14 protein-coding genes are annotated in these 17827 nt (G+C 38.7%); all 14 read right to left on the bottom strand.

Features of this window, described 5'->3' with window-relative positions:
- Positions 1-33 precede the first annotated feature (33 nt).
- Positions 34-843, bottom strand: a complete 810-nt coding sequence (locus tag QZZ23_RS09250) for a protein-glutamate O-methyltransferase CheR (RefSeq protein ID WP_292469233.1) — start codon at positions 841-843, stop codon at positions 34-36.
- A 15-nt stretch (positions 844-858) separates the two neighbouring features.
- Positions 859-2979, bottom strand: coding sequence for a cell division FtsA domain-containing protein (locus QZZ23_RS09255; RefSeq protein ID WP_292469235.1), 2121 nt, complete (start codon positions 2977-2979; stop codon positions 859-861).
- Between the two features lies 1 nt (position 2980).
- Positions 2981-3598: a chemotaxis protein CheC gene (locus QZZ23_RS09260; RefSeq protein WP_292469238.1), complete on the bottom strand. Its 618-nt coding sequence runs from the start codon at positions 3596-3598 to the stop codon at positions 2981-2983.
- A gap of 15 nt (positions 3599-3613) precedes the next feature.
- Positions 3614-5653 (bottom strand): chemotaxis protein CheA, encoded by a 2040-nt coding sequence (locus tag QZZ23_RS09265; RefSeq protein ID WP_292469239.1) that lies wholly within the window; start codon positions 5651-5653, stop codon positions 3614-3616.
- 56 nt (positions 5654-5709) lie between these two features.
- Positions 5710-6816, bottom strand: coding sequence for a chemotaxis response regulator protein-glutamate methylesterase (locus QZZ23_RS09270; RefSeq protein WP_292469241.1), 1107 nt, complete (start codon positions 6814-6816; stop codon positions 5710-5712).
- Position 6817: 1 nt separating this feature from the next.
- Positions 6818-7174, bottom strand: a complete 357-nt coding sequence (locus QZZ23_RS09275) for a response regulator (RefSeq protein ID WP_292469243.1) — start codon at positions 7172-7174, stop codon at positions 6818-6820.
- A 320-nt stretch (positions 7175-7494) separates the two neighbouring features.
- The gene (locus QZZ23_RS09280) at positions 7495-8433 is read right to left on the bottom strand and encodes a nucleoside recognition protein (RefSeq protein WP_292469245.1); all 939 of its coding nucleotides are present in this window, start codon (positions 8431-8433) and stop codon (positions 7495-7497) included.
- Between the two features lie 325 nt (positions 8434-8758).
- Positions 8759-11146, bottom strand: a complete 2388-nt coding sequence (lon, locus tag QZZ23_RS09285; RefSeq protein ID WP_292469247.1) for an endopeptidase La — start codon at positions 11144-11146, stop codon at positions 8759-8761.
- 67 nt (positions 11147-11213) lie between these two features.
- The gene (locus tag QZZ23_RS09290) at positions 11214-11630 is read right to left on the bottom strand and encodes a MarR family winged helix-turn-helix transcriptional regulator (protein ID WP_292469250.1); all 417 of its coding nucleotides are present in this window, start codon (positions 11628-11630) and stop codon (positions 11214-11216) included.
- A 107-nt stretch (positions 11631-11737) separates the two neighbouring features.
- On the bottom strand, positions 11738-12526 hold the full coding sequence (locus QZZ23_RS09295) for a winged helix-turn-helix domain-containing protein (protein WP_292469252.1): 789 nt from the start codon (positions 12524-12526) through the stop codon (positions 11738-11740).
- 485 nt (positions 12527-13011) lie between these two features.
- A complete protein-coding gene (locus tag QZZ23_RS09300) occupies positions 13012-13305 on the bottom strand; it encodes a hypothetical protein (RefSeq protein ID WP_292469255.1) in 294 nt (97 codons plus the stop codon).
- 328 nt (positions 13306-13633) lie between these two features.
- Positions 13634-16375 carry a UPF0182 family protein gene (locus QZZ23_RS09305; RefSeq protein WP_292469258.1) on the bottom strand — a complete coding sequence of 914 codons (2742 nt, stop codon included), beginning with the start codon at positions 16373-16375 and terminating at the stop codon, positions 13634-13636.
- Between the two features lie 10 nt (positions 16376-16385).
- A complete protein-coding gene (locus QZZ23_RS09310; protein WP_292469260.1) occupies positions 16386-17198 on the bottom strand; it encodes a dienelactone hydrolase family protein in 813 nt (270 codons plus the stop codon).
- A 127-nt stretch (positions 17199-17325) separates the two neighbouring features.
- On the bottom strand, positions 17326-17827 hold a 502-nt coding region (locus QZZ23_RS09315), incomplete at its 5' end, for a transcriptional regulator FilR1 domain-containing protein (RefSeq protein WP_292469263.1).

Raw genomic sequence — 17827 nt, forward strand, 5'->3', positions numbered from 1 at the left:
TTGACACTATACTTCCTACAAAAAAGCAGCATGTCATTTTTGGTATATCCTCTCCTTCGAATTATATGGCTTGAAAGTATCTTTTGAAGGTCCAAGTAAAGTTTCAGTTTTGCCCATTATAAAGAACCCGTCTTTGGAAAGTGCATTATAGAAGTCCATGTAGAGTACTTCCTGCAGTTCTTTCTGGAAATAGATAGTGACATTCCTGCAGAAAATGGCATCAAAACCACTCATTTTAGGACCTGTTATAAGATCTTGCTTTTTAAATTGTGCAATTTTTTTAAGTTCGTCTGAAATAACGTAATCCTTTCCCTGTTTTGTGAAGTACTTGTTTAAGAAAGCAGGTCTTACATCTTTCATTTCAATCTCTGAGTAAATTCCTTTTTGTGCTTTCAAAAGACTCTCTTTATCAATGTCAGTGCCTGTTATTTTGATATTGTATTTATTGAAATCGTTACCCAACAGGTGGTGTAACAGCATTGCAATTGAATATGCTTCAACACCAATAGAACATCCTGCACTCCATATACGTATGGTTCGAAGTCCACTGTTTTTTGCCTTGATCAGGGCGGGCAATACTTCTTTTTCAATAATATCATAGACTTCTGCATTTCTAAAGAAATTGGTAACATTGACAGTCAGTGTTTCCATAAGTTCTGGATACTCATTCCTGTTGTTTTGTAGTAAATTTACATATTCTTTATATGTTTTTGAGTTAGTTGCACGTAATCTGACATCAATCCTTCTTTTAAAATGTGAATCCTTATATTGTTCACAATTAAATCCAAGCTTTTGTTGTATTAGTTTTTTAAGAAGTTCGTAATCTTCATCCTTTTTTTCCATCGTTTTAAGCATATTTTATCCCTCTACAAATTCTATTGTTACATTGTTCCCCTCTCTCAGCGGGGTTGTAAACCTGGCCGGAACATTGTTCACAAGAAGACGCATACTTTTGCCAACAAGTTCTTCCTTTTTAATATCCATAAATTCAAACAGATCTGAAAGAATAGGGTCTGCTTCATCACCATTTTTATACGTGACAGTGTCTCCATCATTGATTTTTGCAGAAATATCCGTCTTTTTCCCATTCAGGGTTATTTGTGGCAGTGACCCGTTGAATACCACTTCTTTACCATTGAGAAGTACTGTTATTTTTTGATCTTCTTCTGGTATTCCAAGAATATCTTTAAGCCTGTATTCGAACTCGGTCTTTTTAATGTCGATTGTATCGCCATCATCAACAAAAAGTGTAGAAAGCTCAGATGGGTCTGCAACATTGTTATTAAGCTTAATGACATACTTAGTACTGTCAAAATGTTGTATACGATTATTTATGATGATACTGATTTTCTCCGCTTCTGCAGAGTTGAATTCCTTGTCCAGGATATCCTGCAAACTGGGCATTCTGAGAATTACCTGTGCTCTGTCAGGGACATTATCATTAATTGATGCTTCCTTACCATTTATTGTAGCAAAAAGACCATTTTCTTCTTTTTTCCCGTTAACAGTTATTTTGAAGTTGTTTTTCATTTCCAATTTATCAATGAGGTCTTTAATCATCACCCGTGCATCTTTTCCATCAACTGGGGCTGTGAATTCAATAATTGTACCTTTATGAATCGGATCTCCAAGACTGGCTTTTTTCCCGTCAATCAATATACTGGCATGTTCTCCCAATTTCCCTTCAACGATGATAAATTCTGAATTGACATTAAAACTAAGTGCCATTCCCGGACGAGGATAAAGACGGTTCACTTTCGCAGCAACAAGTGCGTCCATAACTGCCAGTCCGTTAACGTCCATAAGGTGTATTTCAGAACCGTTTACTGTGACGTCAATGAATTCAATACCTTCATTTAGTACACCCATCCTGGCAATTCCAAGGGGTGTAATCATGTCAGCACCAGTTACCTTTCCGGTGCTATCTGAAAAATCTTCAATTTGCTTTGGAAGCCGGGAACCAATTCTTTGTGTTGGAAGTTCCAGATGCTTAGAAAGATGTTCTTTTAGTCCTGCGGTAAGTGACCCACCACCTACCAGGACAACAGCTCTCGGCGTTTTGCTGTTAAGTGATTTGATCTCTTCGGCAATATGGAGTGCCAGTTTATTTACCTCATTTTCAATATCAGAGATAATCTGGCTTACAGGAACCTCAGATATTATTCCAAAAATATCTTCCATCTCAATAGTTTCATTGCTTGTCAGAGCCTGTTTGATCATTTCACCTTTTTTAAAATCTACAAGGTAATGATCACATATAAAATCAGTAATTTCATCTCCTGCTTCAGGTACCATTCCATATCCGATAACAGTTCCATTATCAGTAATGGCTATATCAGATGTACCTGCTCCAACATCCACAAGTGCAATGTTAAGTTTGCGCATGTCTGCTGGTATTGCAACATTCAATGCAGCAATGGGTTCCAGTGTGACACTGGATGCTTCTAGTCCGCATCTGTCAAGGACTGCAAACATACTATTGATAACTGCTTCAGGAAGAAATGTTGCAAGCACTTCAACGGAAATAGTACTTCCTTTCTGTCCTACTATATTTGCGATTCTCTGACCATCAAGCTCATAGTTAACAACTGAATATCCTACACAATTAAATCCTTTATCTATTCCAAGTTCATTACCTGCCCTTGCAACAGCTTCAAACTCAAGTTCCAAAATATCTCTTTTTGTTATTTCTCTGTAGGGTATTTCCAGTGAAAGTTTTGCTTTAGATGTCTTCAGTGCTCTTCCTGCAACAGCAACTGATACTTTAGATAATTTGCTCCCAATTTGCTTTTCCAGATCATTTTTGACTGCTTCTACTACCTTTGCAACCTTTTCGACATCATGGATTTGTCCGTCTTGCATGCTACGTTCGCCATGTTCATGTATGCAGGCAGCCTTGATGTTGAGTTGCTCATTTTCTGTAATGAGCCCAACAACAGTCCTTGTTCCGATATCCAGCGCAAAATGGGCACTATTCATCTTATCCCATCATTTTTTTCATGATAGCTGCCATAATTATATCGGTGGCCCCGGGTTCGAAAAGCATATTAAATTCATGCTTTGAATTTGTGGACGGTATCATACATTCGCCTTTTACAACAATAAACTGATCAGCAAGAGTTCCGATTTCCTTTTGTATGAAATCACCTACTCCTTCCATGTTTACTTCAATGCTTGGGTCGCCTATACTAAGACTGATTCCAAGGAAATCATTTACAACACGCATATAGGAGCTACAGAGATTAAGCCCCATCTCACGAAGTTTCCTTATTTGTGGCTCTTCTATTTTTGTGGTCGTACCTATGGATTTCTTCATAAGCAAGTCGGAAAATGATAATGCTGAGAATTTAGGGAATAATATAAGAGTCCCACCAGTCACATCCCCAGTAATGTGCAGATGTATTCCTACGACACTTTTGTTTTTCCCTTCTTGATTGCTCCTTGCAATAATTTCATCCAGGCTAATCATTTCAACGATGGGTATGTCTATTTTAACGTCCCTGTTCACCATTTTTGAAAGCGAGGTAGCCAGATGGCCCATTCCAATATTTCCTGCTTCTTGAAATGCTCCTTTTGCCATTTCGTCTATTTCTGCCATGTTATTCCCTCTTATTTAGATTAATGTAGCAATATCAAGGATTAGCGCGACATTTCCATTCCCTAGAATTGTTGCACCTGCAAATCCTCTCATGTTCCTCAATATTTTATTATCAAGTGTTTTGATTATTACTTCTTGTTGTCCAAGAAGATCATCAACTACCAGTCCAATGTTGTTTCCCATTTTCTCAACAACAACAACAATCAGGTTCTTTTTATCTTCTTTTTCTTTAGGACAGTCAAGTATATCGTGCAGCCTTAGAAGTGGAAGTACTTCGCCTCTCAGCATGATTACTTCTTTTCCCTCTATTGACTTTATATCACTGGCTTTTATTCCCACGTCACGGATAACATTGCCAAGTGGTATGGCATAGGTCTCATCGGCTACGGTTACCATAAGTGATTGAATAATGGCTACTGTTAGTGGTAATTGCAGCTTCATAATACTGCCCTGACCAGACACGGAAGTTATTTTTACACTTCCTCCCAGGGATTCTATTTTGGTCTTAACAGCATCCATTCCGACACCCCTTCCGGAAATGTCGGTGACAACTTTAGCCCCGCTAAAGCCAGACATGAAAATGAGATTTAGAGCATCGGTATCAGAAAGTTTATCGGCTTCTTCCTTGCTCATTATTCCTTTTTTGACGGCCACTTCTCTTAAGTGTGCAGGATCCATTCCTTTTCCATCATCTTCAACTTCAATGAGAACACTGTTTCTCTGACGTGATGCAGCCAGTCTTACCATACCTGCAACAGGTTTTCCAAGCTGTTTACGGTCTTCTTCCGGTTCTATCCCATGGTCTACTGCATTGCGCAGCAAATGTACCAGTGGATCGCCGATCTCATCAAGGACGGTCCTGTCAAGTTCAATTTCTTTTCCTTCAATGATGAGGTTTATCTGTTTACCTTCGGATTTAGCCAGATCTCTTATCATTCTTGGGAATCTGCTGAATATCTGGTCTATAGGGACCATTCTTGATTCCATAACTTCCGTCTGTATCTCGTTAGTGAGGCGGTCAAGATTTGCAAGAGATTCATCAAGATCTTTCGCATTGAGATCAGAAGCAAGCTGGTTTAGTCTGATCTTGTTAATGATTAGTTCTCCGACAAGGTTCATCAGGTTATCAAGTCTTTCAATATTGACCCTGACACTCTGTATGCTTTTGACAGCATCTGACCTCTTGACTCCGGTGCTATTTTGTTGTTGTACCTCGCTTTCAGCTTCGTTAGTGTCCTGCATCTCTTTATCAGCAGGGAATGAGGTATCAGAAATTGTAGTTGGTATCACATCTTTGATCTCGGATATCTTCTTCAAAGTTCCACTAATTTCTTCATCAGCGTTCTTTGTCGCAAAGATAACAGTAAATTCGAGATCAAATTTTTCATCTTCAAGTTCTGCTTCACTTGGTTCACACTTTATTATCTCACCCATTTTGGTGACATTGATCAGTACTAGTGTCGATCGTGCTGACTTAAGTACGCATGATTCATCGAGGAGCACTTTTAAGGATACAATTCTGTTCCCGTCATTTGTAGCACTCTGAATTGCATGTTTCTCATTATCCGACAGCTCGATACCAATTTCAGATATTATATCTTCAACTGGTTCTGGATCAGCACTGAGTTCATGTTCAATAGTACTACTGCTCTGAGTCACAGAACATGTGTTCTCTTTTACAGGCAATGTACCTTCCATAGCTTTTAAAAGAGTAGTTTGCAGAGAGCAAATATCTACCTGTTCTCCACTATCCACAGTTTCTACAAGTGCTTCAAGTGTGTCAAGACATTCAAAGAGAATGTCTATAAGACCATTACTTACAGCAATCTGTGACTTCCGGACCATATCCATCAGGTTTTCCATTTCATGTGTCAGTTCGGCAATGGTGCTAAAACCCATTGTTGCTGACATTCCTTTCAATGTATGAGCTGAACGGAACATGGTAGTGATGTATTCTAGATCATTGGGGTTTTGTTCAAGTCCCAGCAATGAATCATTAAGTTGCTGCAGATGCTCTTCTGACTCTGCTTTAAATATTTCTTTATATTCTGACATATCCATGGTCACACCAACCCTGAGATCATTCGATCTTCTCCTTTTCCAAAAACATTTTAATCACCGGATGAATTCAACATTCGTACAATTTCAACTGAAACTTTATCAAGGGGTACAATACTGTCCGCAAGACCTCGTTGCACAACTGCTTTTGGCATACCATAAACTACACAGGTTTTTTCATCCTCTGCAATTGCTTTTCCTCCCGCACTTTTAATCTCCTCAACACCATCTGCTCCATCTGCTCCCATTCCAGTAAGAACAGCAGCTACAATGTTTTGTCCGTAGATTGGTATCAATGATTTGAAAAGTATGTTTGCACAGGGTCTTACTCCCTGTTCGCGAGGTTTCTGGTTAAGCGATACAGTTTGATGGTGAATGCCTCTTTTTTCTACGGTCACTATCTCCATGTGATAGTTTCCAGGGGCAAGGTATGCATGTCCGGGGTGAAGTACGTCTCCTTCCTTTGCCTCAGTGACTGTCAACTGGGATTGTCCGTCCAGTCGTTGTGCAAGTGATGCTGTAAATCCGGCAGGCATATGCTGGACAATTACCACAGGAACTTTCAAGTCACCAGGTAATTTAGGAATTACCTGTTCAAGGGCTCGAGGCCCTCCTGTTGAAGAAGCAATAGCAATGATTTTGCCATTTGTACGGTGTGTGTTCTTTTTGATTATCGTCTTCCTTTGTGCGGTAGGCAAGGTTTTTCCTTCATTTTCGCGTGCTTTTTTCACGTGTTCTTCCATGAACCCGAGTTTTTTCAGATCCACTTTAGATGCCATTTTTACTTTAGTGCGGATCTCTTGAGCAATATCCGCGATGTTTAAACTGATATTTCCTGATGGTTTCTGTATGAAATCCACCGCTCCATACTCAAATGCGTTTAGTGTGCTCTCTGCGGACTTGGAGTCAATTGCCGTTAACATCACTACTGGGGTTGGACACTCACTCATGATGTATCCTAAAGCATGCAGTCCATCAAGTACTGGCATCTCAACATCAAGTGTTACAACATCCGGCCTGAACTTTTCGACTTTTTCTACGGCGTCAAGTCCATTCCTGGCAGTGGCTATTACTTTAATTTCAGGATCTTCTGTCAGGATATCCGAGACAACTTTACGCATAAGCGCGGAGTCATCGACTACAAGTGCATTAATAGTCATATTAAACGACTTTTCCAATTACTTCAAGCACTTTAGCTGCATCAAATGGCTTAACTATAAAGTCAAGAGCACCTGTTTTGAGTGCATCGGTTACAACCGATTGCTGTCCAATGGATGAGCACATCACAACTTTTGCAGCCGGATCCATTTCCATTATCTTTTTGAGAGCATCGATTCCTTCCATATTTGGCATAACAATATCCATGAACACAAGTTCTGGTTTTATCTGCGGATATTTGTTTACAGCATCAAGCCCATCAACACATTCGCCAACTACTTCATGGCCATTTTTTGTTAGAATATCCTTGATCACCATGCGCATAAATGCAGCATCGTCTACAATCATTACTTTTACCATTTTATTCATTTCTCCCATATTTGGTACGATATAATGTGTGCAAATTTTGCACGGTACATTGGTATAACGTGGATTGTATCTCCACGTTATTATATAGAGGATAATATAATATATTAATTTATTGTTCATCTTTTTTTTTAAACAATAGGTCTGGATTTTCATTTATTTCTAAGAAATACAAAATAATATTATGTGTAAGTTATAATTCTAACACATGCACTATAAAAAGATAAAAATATCATCTATACTATTAATATTCAGAATAGTTCTTCATAAAAACGAATGCTGACTTATTCAGCCCCTAAAAAAGAATCCACATATTAGTTTGCTATTGAAAGTAATACGACGAGCACACAAAACCTGACAAGTATACTAATTCCTGTAGAGAATGCTACAATTCTTATTCCAATACGCGGACCAAATATGGATATGTATCTGGGCAAAAGTGATCTGATACTAAACACAGGAAGCATAAACATGCTTCCGAGCATAAGTACTATCATGGCTTGTATATTGGATATTCCATTATTACTTATCATGGGTCCCAACAGTGATATACCTAGAATAGGGCTTGCAACGTAGCTGGTAAGTGGTACAATACTTTCAGATGGTATTCCAAAAAGATCTGCTAGTGGCAACACATTGAATACCTCGAATGCTCCACGTTCCTTTAATATGAATACCAGTGTTGTCATAGATAGATAGATTACTGCTATCTTTGTGAACAGCTTACGGTTACGCTTCAAGGATTTTTTGACAGCACTTTTAAGGGTTACTTTCTTCGATGAGATATTTTCATCGTACATGCATCTGTTCTTTTTAAGAAATATCCTGCTAAGTAATATTACTGTACTGACTTTTACAATTGCGGTCAGTATAAAAACCATCACGTAGAACCCTCCAACAACAGGTCCAAGGGCAGGGAGTACAATAGGTATTTGGTAGGTTATTATTTCCCTTACGTATGCAGGTGTACTGTTTAGAAGTGCACAGAGCATGGTTTCCTTCTCATCGATACAACCTCCTTCCTTGAAGTTGACCACCATTCCGTTTGCGGCTACAGTAGAACCCAAAGATACCATAAACGCAGATGCACATGTGTCCGGAAGGTTTGTATATTTAAAAAGAGGCCTGACCAGTCCTGAAAATTTCTGCATGAATCCAAGTTCTATGAGGATACCTGTTCCAAAAAGACCTAGAAAAATCATTATTAATATTGGAATTGCAAAGTCCAGAACCTCAAAGAATATGGAAAACATGAAATATTGTACGGGTCAGGAAGTAAATTAAACTATTGTTCATCGAAGATATTTTTTGGAACATCAATGACAGTCGATGAAAACAAAAAACGATATCGAAGACTACGGAAACACAAAACCGGTCTGTGTCACAAAGACGTTTGATCCCGGGAGGATAAATGAAGCCATCGGGGCCGGGCCGCCATTATAAGAGAGAACAGGGTTCAGGAATTACTGAATGCCCAAATGTGTGGATATACCATATACCATATACCATTGATCATTTTCATTAAAATAGTGGTTACGGCCTGATGAGGCCGTAATCAATTCCTGCACTCGCATCCGTTCAGATATTCTGTGCAGTTGTCAAACGGTTTCCTGTATACGAGACTATCGGTCTGGGCAAATCAATCCCCAGAGCCTCTATCAAAACCTCCTCAATGTTCTCTACCGGAACAAACTTAAGCTCATTCCTGACATCTTCGGGTACATCTTCCAGATCCCTTTCGTTCTCTTTTGGAAGGATGACCTTTTTTATGCCTGCTCTGTGTGCTGCCAACACTTTCTCTTTAATACCTCCTACAGGCAGTACTGCACCACTCAGAGTGATCTCACCTGTCATGGCAAGTTTTGAGTCAACTGCCTTGCCGGTGATAAGGGATGTTAGTGCGGTGAAGAGGGTCACACCTGCAGAGGGACCATCCTTCGGGGTTGCACCTGATGGCACATGGATATGGATATCACTTGCAGTAAAGTCAAAGCTGCTTGCAGTGTTTGCAAGTCGTGACCTGACAAGACTCAATGAGATCTGTGCTGATTCTTTCATCACATCCCCAAGCTGGCCGGTAAGCGTAAGCTTTCCGTTTCCTGGCATGAATGTCCCCTCGATGAAGAGAATTTCTCCTCCCACAGGAGTCCATGCAAGTCCTGTAACCACACCGGGTACATTCTCATTTCTGGCTTCATCCTGACGGATCAATTCCTTTCCGAGGATCTCTTTGAGCATATCCGCCTTTACAATGTAAGGGAGTTCAGCTTTTCTTGATACGATCCTTTCGGACACAAACCTTGCAGTTCTAGCAAGCTGTTTCTTCAATCCACGAACACCTGCTTCACGGGTATACTTCTCGATGATCATCTTTAGAGCATCATCTTCAACTCTGAGTTTATCCGAATCAAGGCCGTGGTCCTCAAGTATAGTAGGGACCAGGTGATCCTTTGCAATTGCAAGTTTTTCGTTTTTCGTGTAGCCGGATATCTCAATTATCTCCATCCTGTCAAGCAGTGGCCCCGGGATAGTTGCCAGGGAGTTGGCAGTTGCCATAAACAGTACTTCTGACAGATCATATGGGACTTCCAGATAATGATCAGAGAACGTATTGTTCTGTTCGGGGTCAAGAACTTCCAGAAGGGCACTTGCCGGGTCTCCTGAATAGGAAGCTGAAAGCTTGTCTATCTCATCGAGAATGAATACAGGATTCTTTGTTCCTGCTTTCTTTATGCCCTGCACGATCCTCCCGGGCATAGCTCCGATGTATGTCCTTCGGTGTCCTCTGATCTCTGCTTCATCTCTGACACCTCCAAGGCTGACACGAACATATTCCCTGCCAAGGGCATCTGCAATACTCTTTCCAAGACTTGTTTTCCCGGTTCCGGGAGGGCCTGTAAAGAGTATAATGGAGCCTTGTTTCTCATGCTTTAGTTTCATTACCGCAAGATGCTGGATTATTCTCTCTTTGACCTTTTCAAGTCCGTTATGATTGTTTTCCAGCACATCACGGGCTTCGGTGATATCAATGCTCTTTTTCTCTTCTACAGTCCACGAAAGTTCAAGTAAGAGGTCCAGGTAGTTCCTGATAACATGGCTTTCAGGATTATGATTGCCTCCGATCTCCAGTTTCTTTAACTCTGAAAGTGCTTTCTTTTTTATTTCATCAGGCATCCTTGAATTCTCAATTCTTTCTCTGTATCCACCTTCACCAGAAACAGGATTATCGCTCTCATTGAGCTCTTCCTGGATTACTTTCAGTTGCTCACGTAGCATAGCTTCTCTGTGTGATTTGTTCACATTATCGGCAACTTTTTTTGCCACCTCGATTCGAACATTGATGTTCTCTTTCTGGTTTGTCAGAACATAGAGGAATGTAAGATAACGTTCACGAACAGAAGCAGTTTCCAGAAGATTCTGTTTGTCTTCCAGTTCAATCGGCATGAATGGCACTACGTGTCCCATAATCTGGTCAATGGTGTCCATCCTGTCAATAGGCCTGACGAACTGTTCCGAACTATGGAAACGATCACTTATCTCATGTATGGTCTTTTTTACATCTGCCACTATCTCTTTCTGGAGTTCTTCATTAAGATCATTGATATCAGGAACCGGTTCATATGTAGTATAGAATATTCCCTCTTTCTGATACAAGGAACTAGCCTCTACTCTCTGGATTGACTTTGCAGAAACCAGGTAGCCTTTATCAGTAGGTAGTACAGATATGATCTCAAGGAGATTTCCTATTTTGTACAAAGAATTTTCTGACATCTCTGAAAGCTTCGCTCCGCTTTTCATTGTCAGACCTACTGCATATGCAGATTCTTCATTTCCCATCTCAGACAGAAGTATTTCCCCGGTTGTTTTATCGGTCAGGAATTTTGTCTGACTTTTGGGGTAGACAACTATTTCAGAGAGTCTGATTACGATGTTCTCCCTGTTACTGTTACTTTGTTGTGGGGTCATTTTTTATCTTTTTATTCCTATTAAGTTATTTAGTTCAATTTAACCTAACTACATGTGAACAAAAAAATCATTTCACCTTTTGTAGAATCCGTACAAGAGTATCCATATCCTTTTCGTCCAAAGACCCTGTCATTCTTTCAATAAGTCTTAACAGAGAATTACGTTCTAAGCGAGCTATTGTCTGTCCTTTTTCGGTTAAACGGATGTAAAATATCCTGCCGTCAAGGGTGGATCTTTCCCTGTATACGCATTCCATTTTTACAAATTTGTTGACCATCTCCGTGATTGTGGGTTTTGAATTTCGAGTAATCTCAGCAAGCCTGCTGAATGTTACTTCCTCACATTCATCAATAGCTTTCAGATATCCCATTTGTTTTATGGTGATATCCGATAGCCCACATTCAGAGAAGATACTGGAAGAGCATTCACTTTTGACCCTGAGCAGTTTTTCAAAAGTTATAAATAAATGCTCTTTTTTGTTCATTATTTAAACCTAAGCAGTTAGTTAGTCATTGCCTAATTATAAAACTATTGGTCTAAATCCTCTAGTCCTCTTATGAAGAATATGCTGGCACAGACCAAAATGAAAGATCAATCTAACTTGGTTATTAGAACCGAATCTTTCAGATAATAATCAAAAAGCTCTTTTGTCCAGTCAACTGCACTCTGACCTCTACATAAGATAAACTTGTTATCGAACTCTCCATTACTTTTTAATATAGTTATCAGAGAATGAACATTATCAAATGTAAAATATAAAAACTTCATCTCTTTATTGTAGACATACATATTTAAGGATTTATTCTTCATGAAATTTGCAAATTCTGCTCGATATTCTGTTCTGATCTTGTTAAGTAGTTCCTGGGAAACGATATAGTATATAGTAACATTTCTTTCAAGCATTTCTGTGAATATCGAATTAAAGCCTGGGTAAAGTATAGTAGTAACTATATACACTGTGGAGGATACTTTATATTCAGGATTAAGCGATTGATGAATGGAAAATAGTTCTGTAATAGGTGGATTTATTATTTCACAATTCTTAAGTTCACCTATTTTTTCTAAGAGGTAAGATGGAATGAAATCAAGATTACGGGTTCCCCAGTAACTAATACCTTCATCAAAAACATCAGTGGTGCCTAATAAAGGAACCATCTTATCAACAACCAGTTTCCCAATGGTTGTCAATTCGTAAGTATCACCATGATGAGAAACAAGGTAATGATCTTCCAGAATCCTCATCTGTGGAAGTAATGCCGTTCTTGTTGTATCCAAAGCATTAAGGAGATCTTTCATTTTCTTTGCTCCATCCCTTAGCAATAAGAGACTTCCCTTTCTCTTACCAGAAGCAAATAACACATCAAGCAACGTTTTTTTCATGTACAGAACACCTAGTACGAATAATATATATATATAAGTTTTACACTAACACAATTATAGTATGTTAGTATCAATTGTTGCACATAAAGTTTACCCTCTTCTTCTGCATCATTCCAACCTTTTTTCTGCCTCTCAATGGCTTTTAATGATGAAGTTTAAAAAGCTCTTCTTGCAGGTACTGGCCTTAAAAGGGGTTATCTAATTAGCTCCTAATCCCTTCCATTCTAATTAGAAGGCCTCTAAAATCATGTACGTTTATTGCAAAAAAGTAATATTTCTAAACCCAAGGACATTCATGCCAATTTCTCCAACCTCTCTGTGAACTAGAAAGTAAAAGCAGAATGATAAAAAAAATGAACGAATAAACTTTCGATTAATTTACTAATTCATCCCTATTCTTATACAAATAACACATACCCAACATGCCGTAAATTCCAATTAAAGGAAAGACTATTTAATATGAAACATATTTATCTGGATTTAGGTTAAGAGCACTTTTGCCAATAAAGATAGTGATCAGACTGACGATTGGCCAATAAGTAGTAATTGCCATCGCTCCAAACATGAGTACACGCCCATGCTTTTCTTTTTAATAATCTGATTATTCCAATTAACAGCAGAGGAATGTATAATATAGTATCTGCAACTGCAAATGCTTTATCCCAGGATACGCCAACTTCACTTACTTCTTCTTCAGATTCCTGTAATCTAAGTGACACGGTCAAATCGTAATCTATCAATGAAAATGTCTGGCCTGACAGAAGCAGTATAGTCAGCATTACGCCAATAATGATAAGGATTTAAAAACCAATATTTTTTGTTCTACCATCATAGTTACTATTGTTTTGGCTCATTTGAGATTCAATCACTTGTTACTTTTTATATAGCGATATATGAAATGTCAATTCTAATATTGAACATTGAGAATTGATTTTTTTGCTGTATAAGTATAAGGTGAAAATGCCGTTCAGGAAGCAGTTTCACCATTACTATTACTACAATATAGGGAGATAGGAAGTATTGAAATTTGAATATTCAAATATCCCTTATCCTCCACTTAAGCTCATTGTGCTGTAGCATACCCCTATTACTTTTAAATCAGTCAAATCATTGCGAATTTACCTCCTCCAGAGTGAGAGACAGCTGGTTGAGAATTTCTTCCATCTTGTCAATCTCCTCTCCATATCCAGCCCAGTTGCCTTCTGCAAGATACTCCTGTGCTTTGTTATAATGGTCAAGTGCCTGCTGTGCAAGTTCTCGTGCTGTTCCTGGTATATCCGTCTGGCCAGTTTCGTCCTGCACATCGATTCTGCCTTCAACAAGCATTTGCAATGATTCTTGCAAATCCTCACCCATGACAACCTTCTGTCCTGATGAAACCACAACTCTCCTGAGTTCAGGTATCTCAGATTCCTCGGCACTTATGAATATAGGCTCAGTGTACAATATCGAATTACCAATTGGTACCACCAGCAAATTTCCTCTTGTTACTCTGGAACCTGTCTGGCCCCAGAGTGTCAGTTGCTCGGAAATATCCGGGTCCTGGTCTATCCTAGATTCGATCTGGGTAGGTCCGTAGATTAGTACTCCCTTTGGCAGTTCATAATGTTTGATCTCTCCGTAATTAGGTTCATCACATCTGGCTGCGATCCAGGCGATCATATTCTCCCTGTTTCGGGGTGTGAAGGGTTGCAGTAATACATATTCCAGTCCGCCACCGTTAGGGAGTTTTGTGATCATGTAATAGGGTTCCATTTCAATACTGCTTCCCCGGTAGACCTCATTTGGAATTTGCCACGCATCCTCTTTATTGTAAAATGTCTCAGCATCTGTCATGTGATAATTCTCGTAGAGGTCCATCTGGACCTTAAAGAAATCCTTAGGATAGCGGATATGCTCCTGTAGGCCTTCCGGCATTTCAGTGAAAGGTTTGAACAGTTCAGGGAATATCTTTGAATAGGTATTCACCACGGGTTCGTCTTCCATAATATAGAAGTCAACAGTTCCATCATAAGCATCCACAACAACCTTTACGGAATTTCGGATATAATTGATGTCATAGAATTTTGTCCCGTAGTAGCTTTCAGAATACGGATACTTATCAGCCGTAGTATAGGCATCTATTATCCAGTATACCTTTCCGCCAGAAATAACAGGGTAAGGGTCACTATCATATTCAAGGAACGGAGCGATTATCTGTGCTCTTTCTTCGATCTGTTGATGATACATCAAACGTGAATTATCATCCACATATTCACTCAGGATGAAGTTTGATTCACCAAAAGTGAATGCGAAGATCAGTCTTTTAACAAATGAATCAAGCACTATTCCACTTTTACCTTCATATTGCGTGAATACATTCTGTCCACCTTTTGGATAATCGAATTCTTCTTTTCCTGTATCTGCTATTTTATAGTCATTTGTGACCTCTCCATAGTAGATTCGTGGATTATCAACATCAAATTCACCTGTCGGCGGGATATCCTGCAAAACAAATTCGGGTCTGCCATCACTTGTCTTGGTACTTACCGGATTCATCACAACTCCAAAACCATGAGTATAGACCAGACGCTCGTTTACCCATGTTTTAGCTTCGGGTGCCAGCTGCATGGTATCCAGTTCCCTGGCTGATATCATATACTGTTTATAACCGTCGTCCATGTGGTACCGGTCCGTATCAACATCATTGAACGTATAATATGTTCTGATCTGCTGGAGCTGCTTGTAGGTTTGTTCAAGAGCTCGCCGGTCCCATATTCTTATGTTTTCAGTTAACTGGGTATTATTCTCCAGTTCCGACAGGGTCAGATCAGTATTGGCCTCAAAAGGTCTTTCTTCAATATCCGATAGACCAAAGGCCATTCTCGTATAATTTATATTATATTCCAGATACGGTTTTTCCAGCTGGATCTCAGTGGGTTCCACTTTGAATTGCTGATAAACATTAGGTACAAAAGAACTGGCCATGATGAACAATATTAGCAGAACTACACTGACAATTGGTATCTTAATATTCTTCAGTTTTACATTCGCCATTAAAGCGATAGCAGTCAGGAAAGATAATATTGTAAGTATGTTGAATATTGGAAGCCTTATGTGCACATCAGTATAGCCTGCACCTGATACTACTCCCTGCTGTGAGAACAATATATCATATCTATTAAGGTAAAATCCAAAAGCAATTAATGCAAACAGGAATGCAAGCAGTGCTGATATATGAATAAGGACTTTAACAGGCAGTTTATCCAGCATATCCTTTACACTATTTGTCGGATACAGGAAGTAGGATGATTCAGTATTATTCGTTTCAATTGTTTCGGACTTGAATACCGTTTCAAGTCTGATTACATAGAGAATCAGGACCATCATGAGTGAAATAACGGTCAGTATCAGGAATATCCCCCTTATCATGTGAATAAAAGGGAGCTGGAATACATAGAACCCTATATCGTTCATAAGAATAGGATCATTTATTCCAAACGATGTGCTATTCAGATAGAGGAGAATTGTTTTCCAGTTGCTGCTGAATGCCAGTCCGAAAATAAATGAAAATGCTGTAATTACTATAAATATAACCTGAGAATCGATCTCATCATGGGTGATGTTTCTCTCAGCAAGTATCTTTCGTATAGAATTCACTGCAAATTTTGCATTTATGTAAAGGAAGGCAAAAGCAAGTATAAATCCAGGTATGATCGTAATTATTTTCCATTGTAATATTGTTGTGAACACGGATGTATATCCGATCATATCAAACCATAGATAATCAGTATAGATTCCCACAAGGGGTCCTATCCCTAAGAAAAGTGCTAGAATTAAAAAAAAGAAAATTGTTCTTATATCTCTCATAACATACCCCTTATTTTAGTGTTCTATCGAAGAATGTAACCATCTGCCAGTAGGCATCCTCTGCTTCAAAACTCTGTGACAACTGACCATCTTCAAGCATGAATCCATGTGGCTGTTCCTGATATACTTTCAATTCAAAGTATTTCCCTGCAGCATCCAGTTCAGTACTATATCTGTAGATATCAGATATATTGCTAGCCTGGTCATTTGTTCCGTGTATCATTAACATGGGAACCTCTAGTTCTTCTATCACATCAACAGGTCTATCAGGTTGGGCTTCGGAGTCTCCTGAATAAGGAAAACCATACCATGCAACTCCAGACTTAAATTCCTTGATCTCAGGAAGTAAGAGCATTGTGTAGCGACCGCCTGCACAAAAACCTGTAAGACCAAGAAGTTCAGTATCAACATCGGACCTTGTTCCTAGATAATCAATTGAATCTCTTATCAATCGTTCTACAACTGCGTCATGTGGAGATGTCTCAAAGGTCTGCCATTCAGGAGCTACTACCACATATCCTTCTGAAGCCAGTTTGTCAATAAGTTCTATGTATCCAGGTTCCATTCCCCTGAATGAATGTAATAGGACAATTGCCGGTTTTTTGTATTCGGTTTCAGGGGCAGCTACGTAAGCAGGATATGTCAGATCACCGCTAACAATTTCCACTTCTGCCCCTTTTACCTGGAATTCTTTTGACTCGGTTGAGCTTGTTATACTTTCATTGCTCCCTATTTTATCATCAGCTATTTCATTTGTGTCGCTGAAACAACCCGATAAGCCAACGAAAACTATCATTAACAGACAAAGAAGCGAATATCTCATTTAAACCCCCAATTAAAATATAAGTACTATCTTATTTCTATAATGCGCCTAGCTACAGGTAAAAGCAGAGCTAATCTTGACAACTGCTACTTGGATAATACATTAAAATACGGAAAACAGAAAAAATCTATATTTCAATTATTGGTACGGTATCTTTCAGATAATAATCAAAAAGATTTTTACCCCACAGAAGTGCTTTTGAGTCTAAAAAAGATAACTGTTTGTTATCGTATTCGTTATTTTTAGACAACAATCGCAATATCAGGCAATAATCACTTAATGCAAAGGATACCATGTTGATATCTTTGTCATATAAGTAAAATTTAATGTTTTCAAATGCAAAATAAGATATAAATTCACCATCTTTCTCAGATTTTATTTTTCTTAGCAGTTCCTTTGTAATTATGATTGAGACATTTGTATTGTTTTCAACAAGTTTTGAAATTATTGGAGGGAAGCTGGGATGCACAAAAGTGAATATTAAATATACTGACTCAGACTTATCTATGGTTTCAATAAAATCTTTGTTTATCTCATACATATTAATTAAATTAGGACTTATAATCTCACAATTATGAGGATTTCGATAAACTGCTATCAATCCCCCATACAATTTAATAAAAATTAAA

The organism is Methanolobus sp. (genome assembly GCF_016278385.1).
GTDB lineage: Archaea > Halobacteriota > Methanosarcinia > Methanosarcinales > Methanosarcinaceae > Methanolobus.

Excerpts from the sequence above, each read along its gene's own strand:
- QZZ23_RS09250 (WP_292469233.1), bottom strand. The coding sequence starts at position 843 with ATGGAAAAAAAGGATGAAGATTACGAACTTCTTAAAAAACTAATACAA.
- QZZ23_RS09255 (WP_292469235.1), bottom strand. The coding sequence starts at position 2,979 with ATGAATAGTGCCCATTTTGCGCTGGATATCGGAACAAGGACTGTTGTT.
- QZZ23_RS09260 (WP_292469238.1), bottom strand. The coding sequence starts at position 3,598 with ATGGCAGAAATAGACGAAATGGCAAAAGGAGCATTTCAAGAAGCAGGA.
- QZZ23_RS09265 (WP_292469239.1), bottom strand. The coding sequence starts at position 5,653 with ATGTCAGAATATAAAGAAATATTTAAAGCAGAGTCAGAAGAGCATCTG.
- QZZ23_RS09270 (WP_292469241.1), bottom strand. The coding sequence starts at position 6,816 with ATGACTATTAATGCACTTGTAGTCGATGACTCCGCGCTTATGCGTAAA.
- QZZ23_RS09275 (WP_292469243.1), bottom strand. The coding sequence starts at position 7,174 with ATGGTAAAAGTAATGATTGTAGACGATGCTGCATTTATGCGCATGGTG.
- QZZ23_RS09280 (WP_292469245.1), bottom strand. The coding sequence starts at position 8,433 with ATGTTTTCCATATTCTTTGAGGTTCTGGACTTTGCAATTCCAATATTA.
- lon (WP_292469247.1), bottom strand. The coding sequence starts at position 11,146 with ATGACCCCACAACAAAGTAACAGTAACAGGGAGAACATCGTAATCAGA.
- QZZ23_RS09290 (WP_292469250.1), bottom strand. The coding sequence starts at position 11,630 with ATGAACAAAAAAGAGCATTTATTTATAACTTTTGAAAAACTGCTCAGG.
- QZZ23_RS09295 (WP_292469252.1), bottom strand. The coding sequence starts at position 12,526 with ATGAAAAAAACGTTGCTTGATGTGTTATTTGCTTCTGGTAAGAGAAAG.
- QZZ23_RS09300 (WP_292469255.1), bottom strand. The coding sequence starts at position 13,305 with ATGCTGACTATACTGCTTCTGTCAGGCCAGACATTTTCATTGATAGAT.
- QZZ23_RS09305 (WP_292469258.1), bottom strand. The coding sequence starts at position 16,375 with ATGAGAGATATAAGAACAATTTTCTTTTTTTTAATTCTAGCACTTTTC.
- QZZ23_RS09310 (WP_292469260.1), bottom strand. The coding sequence starts at position 17,198 with ATGAGATATTCGCTTCTTTGTCTGTTAATGATAGTTTTCGTTGGCTTA.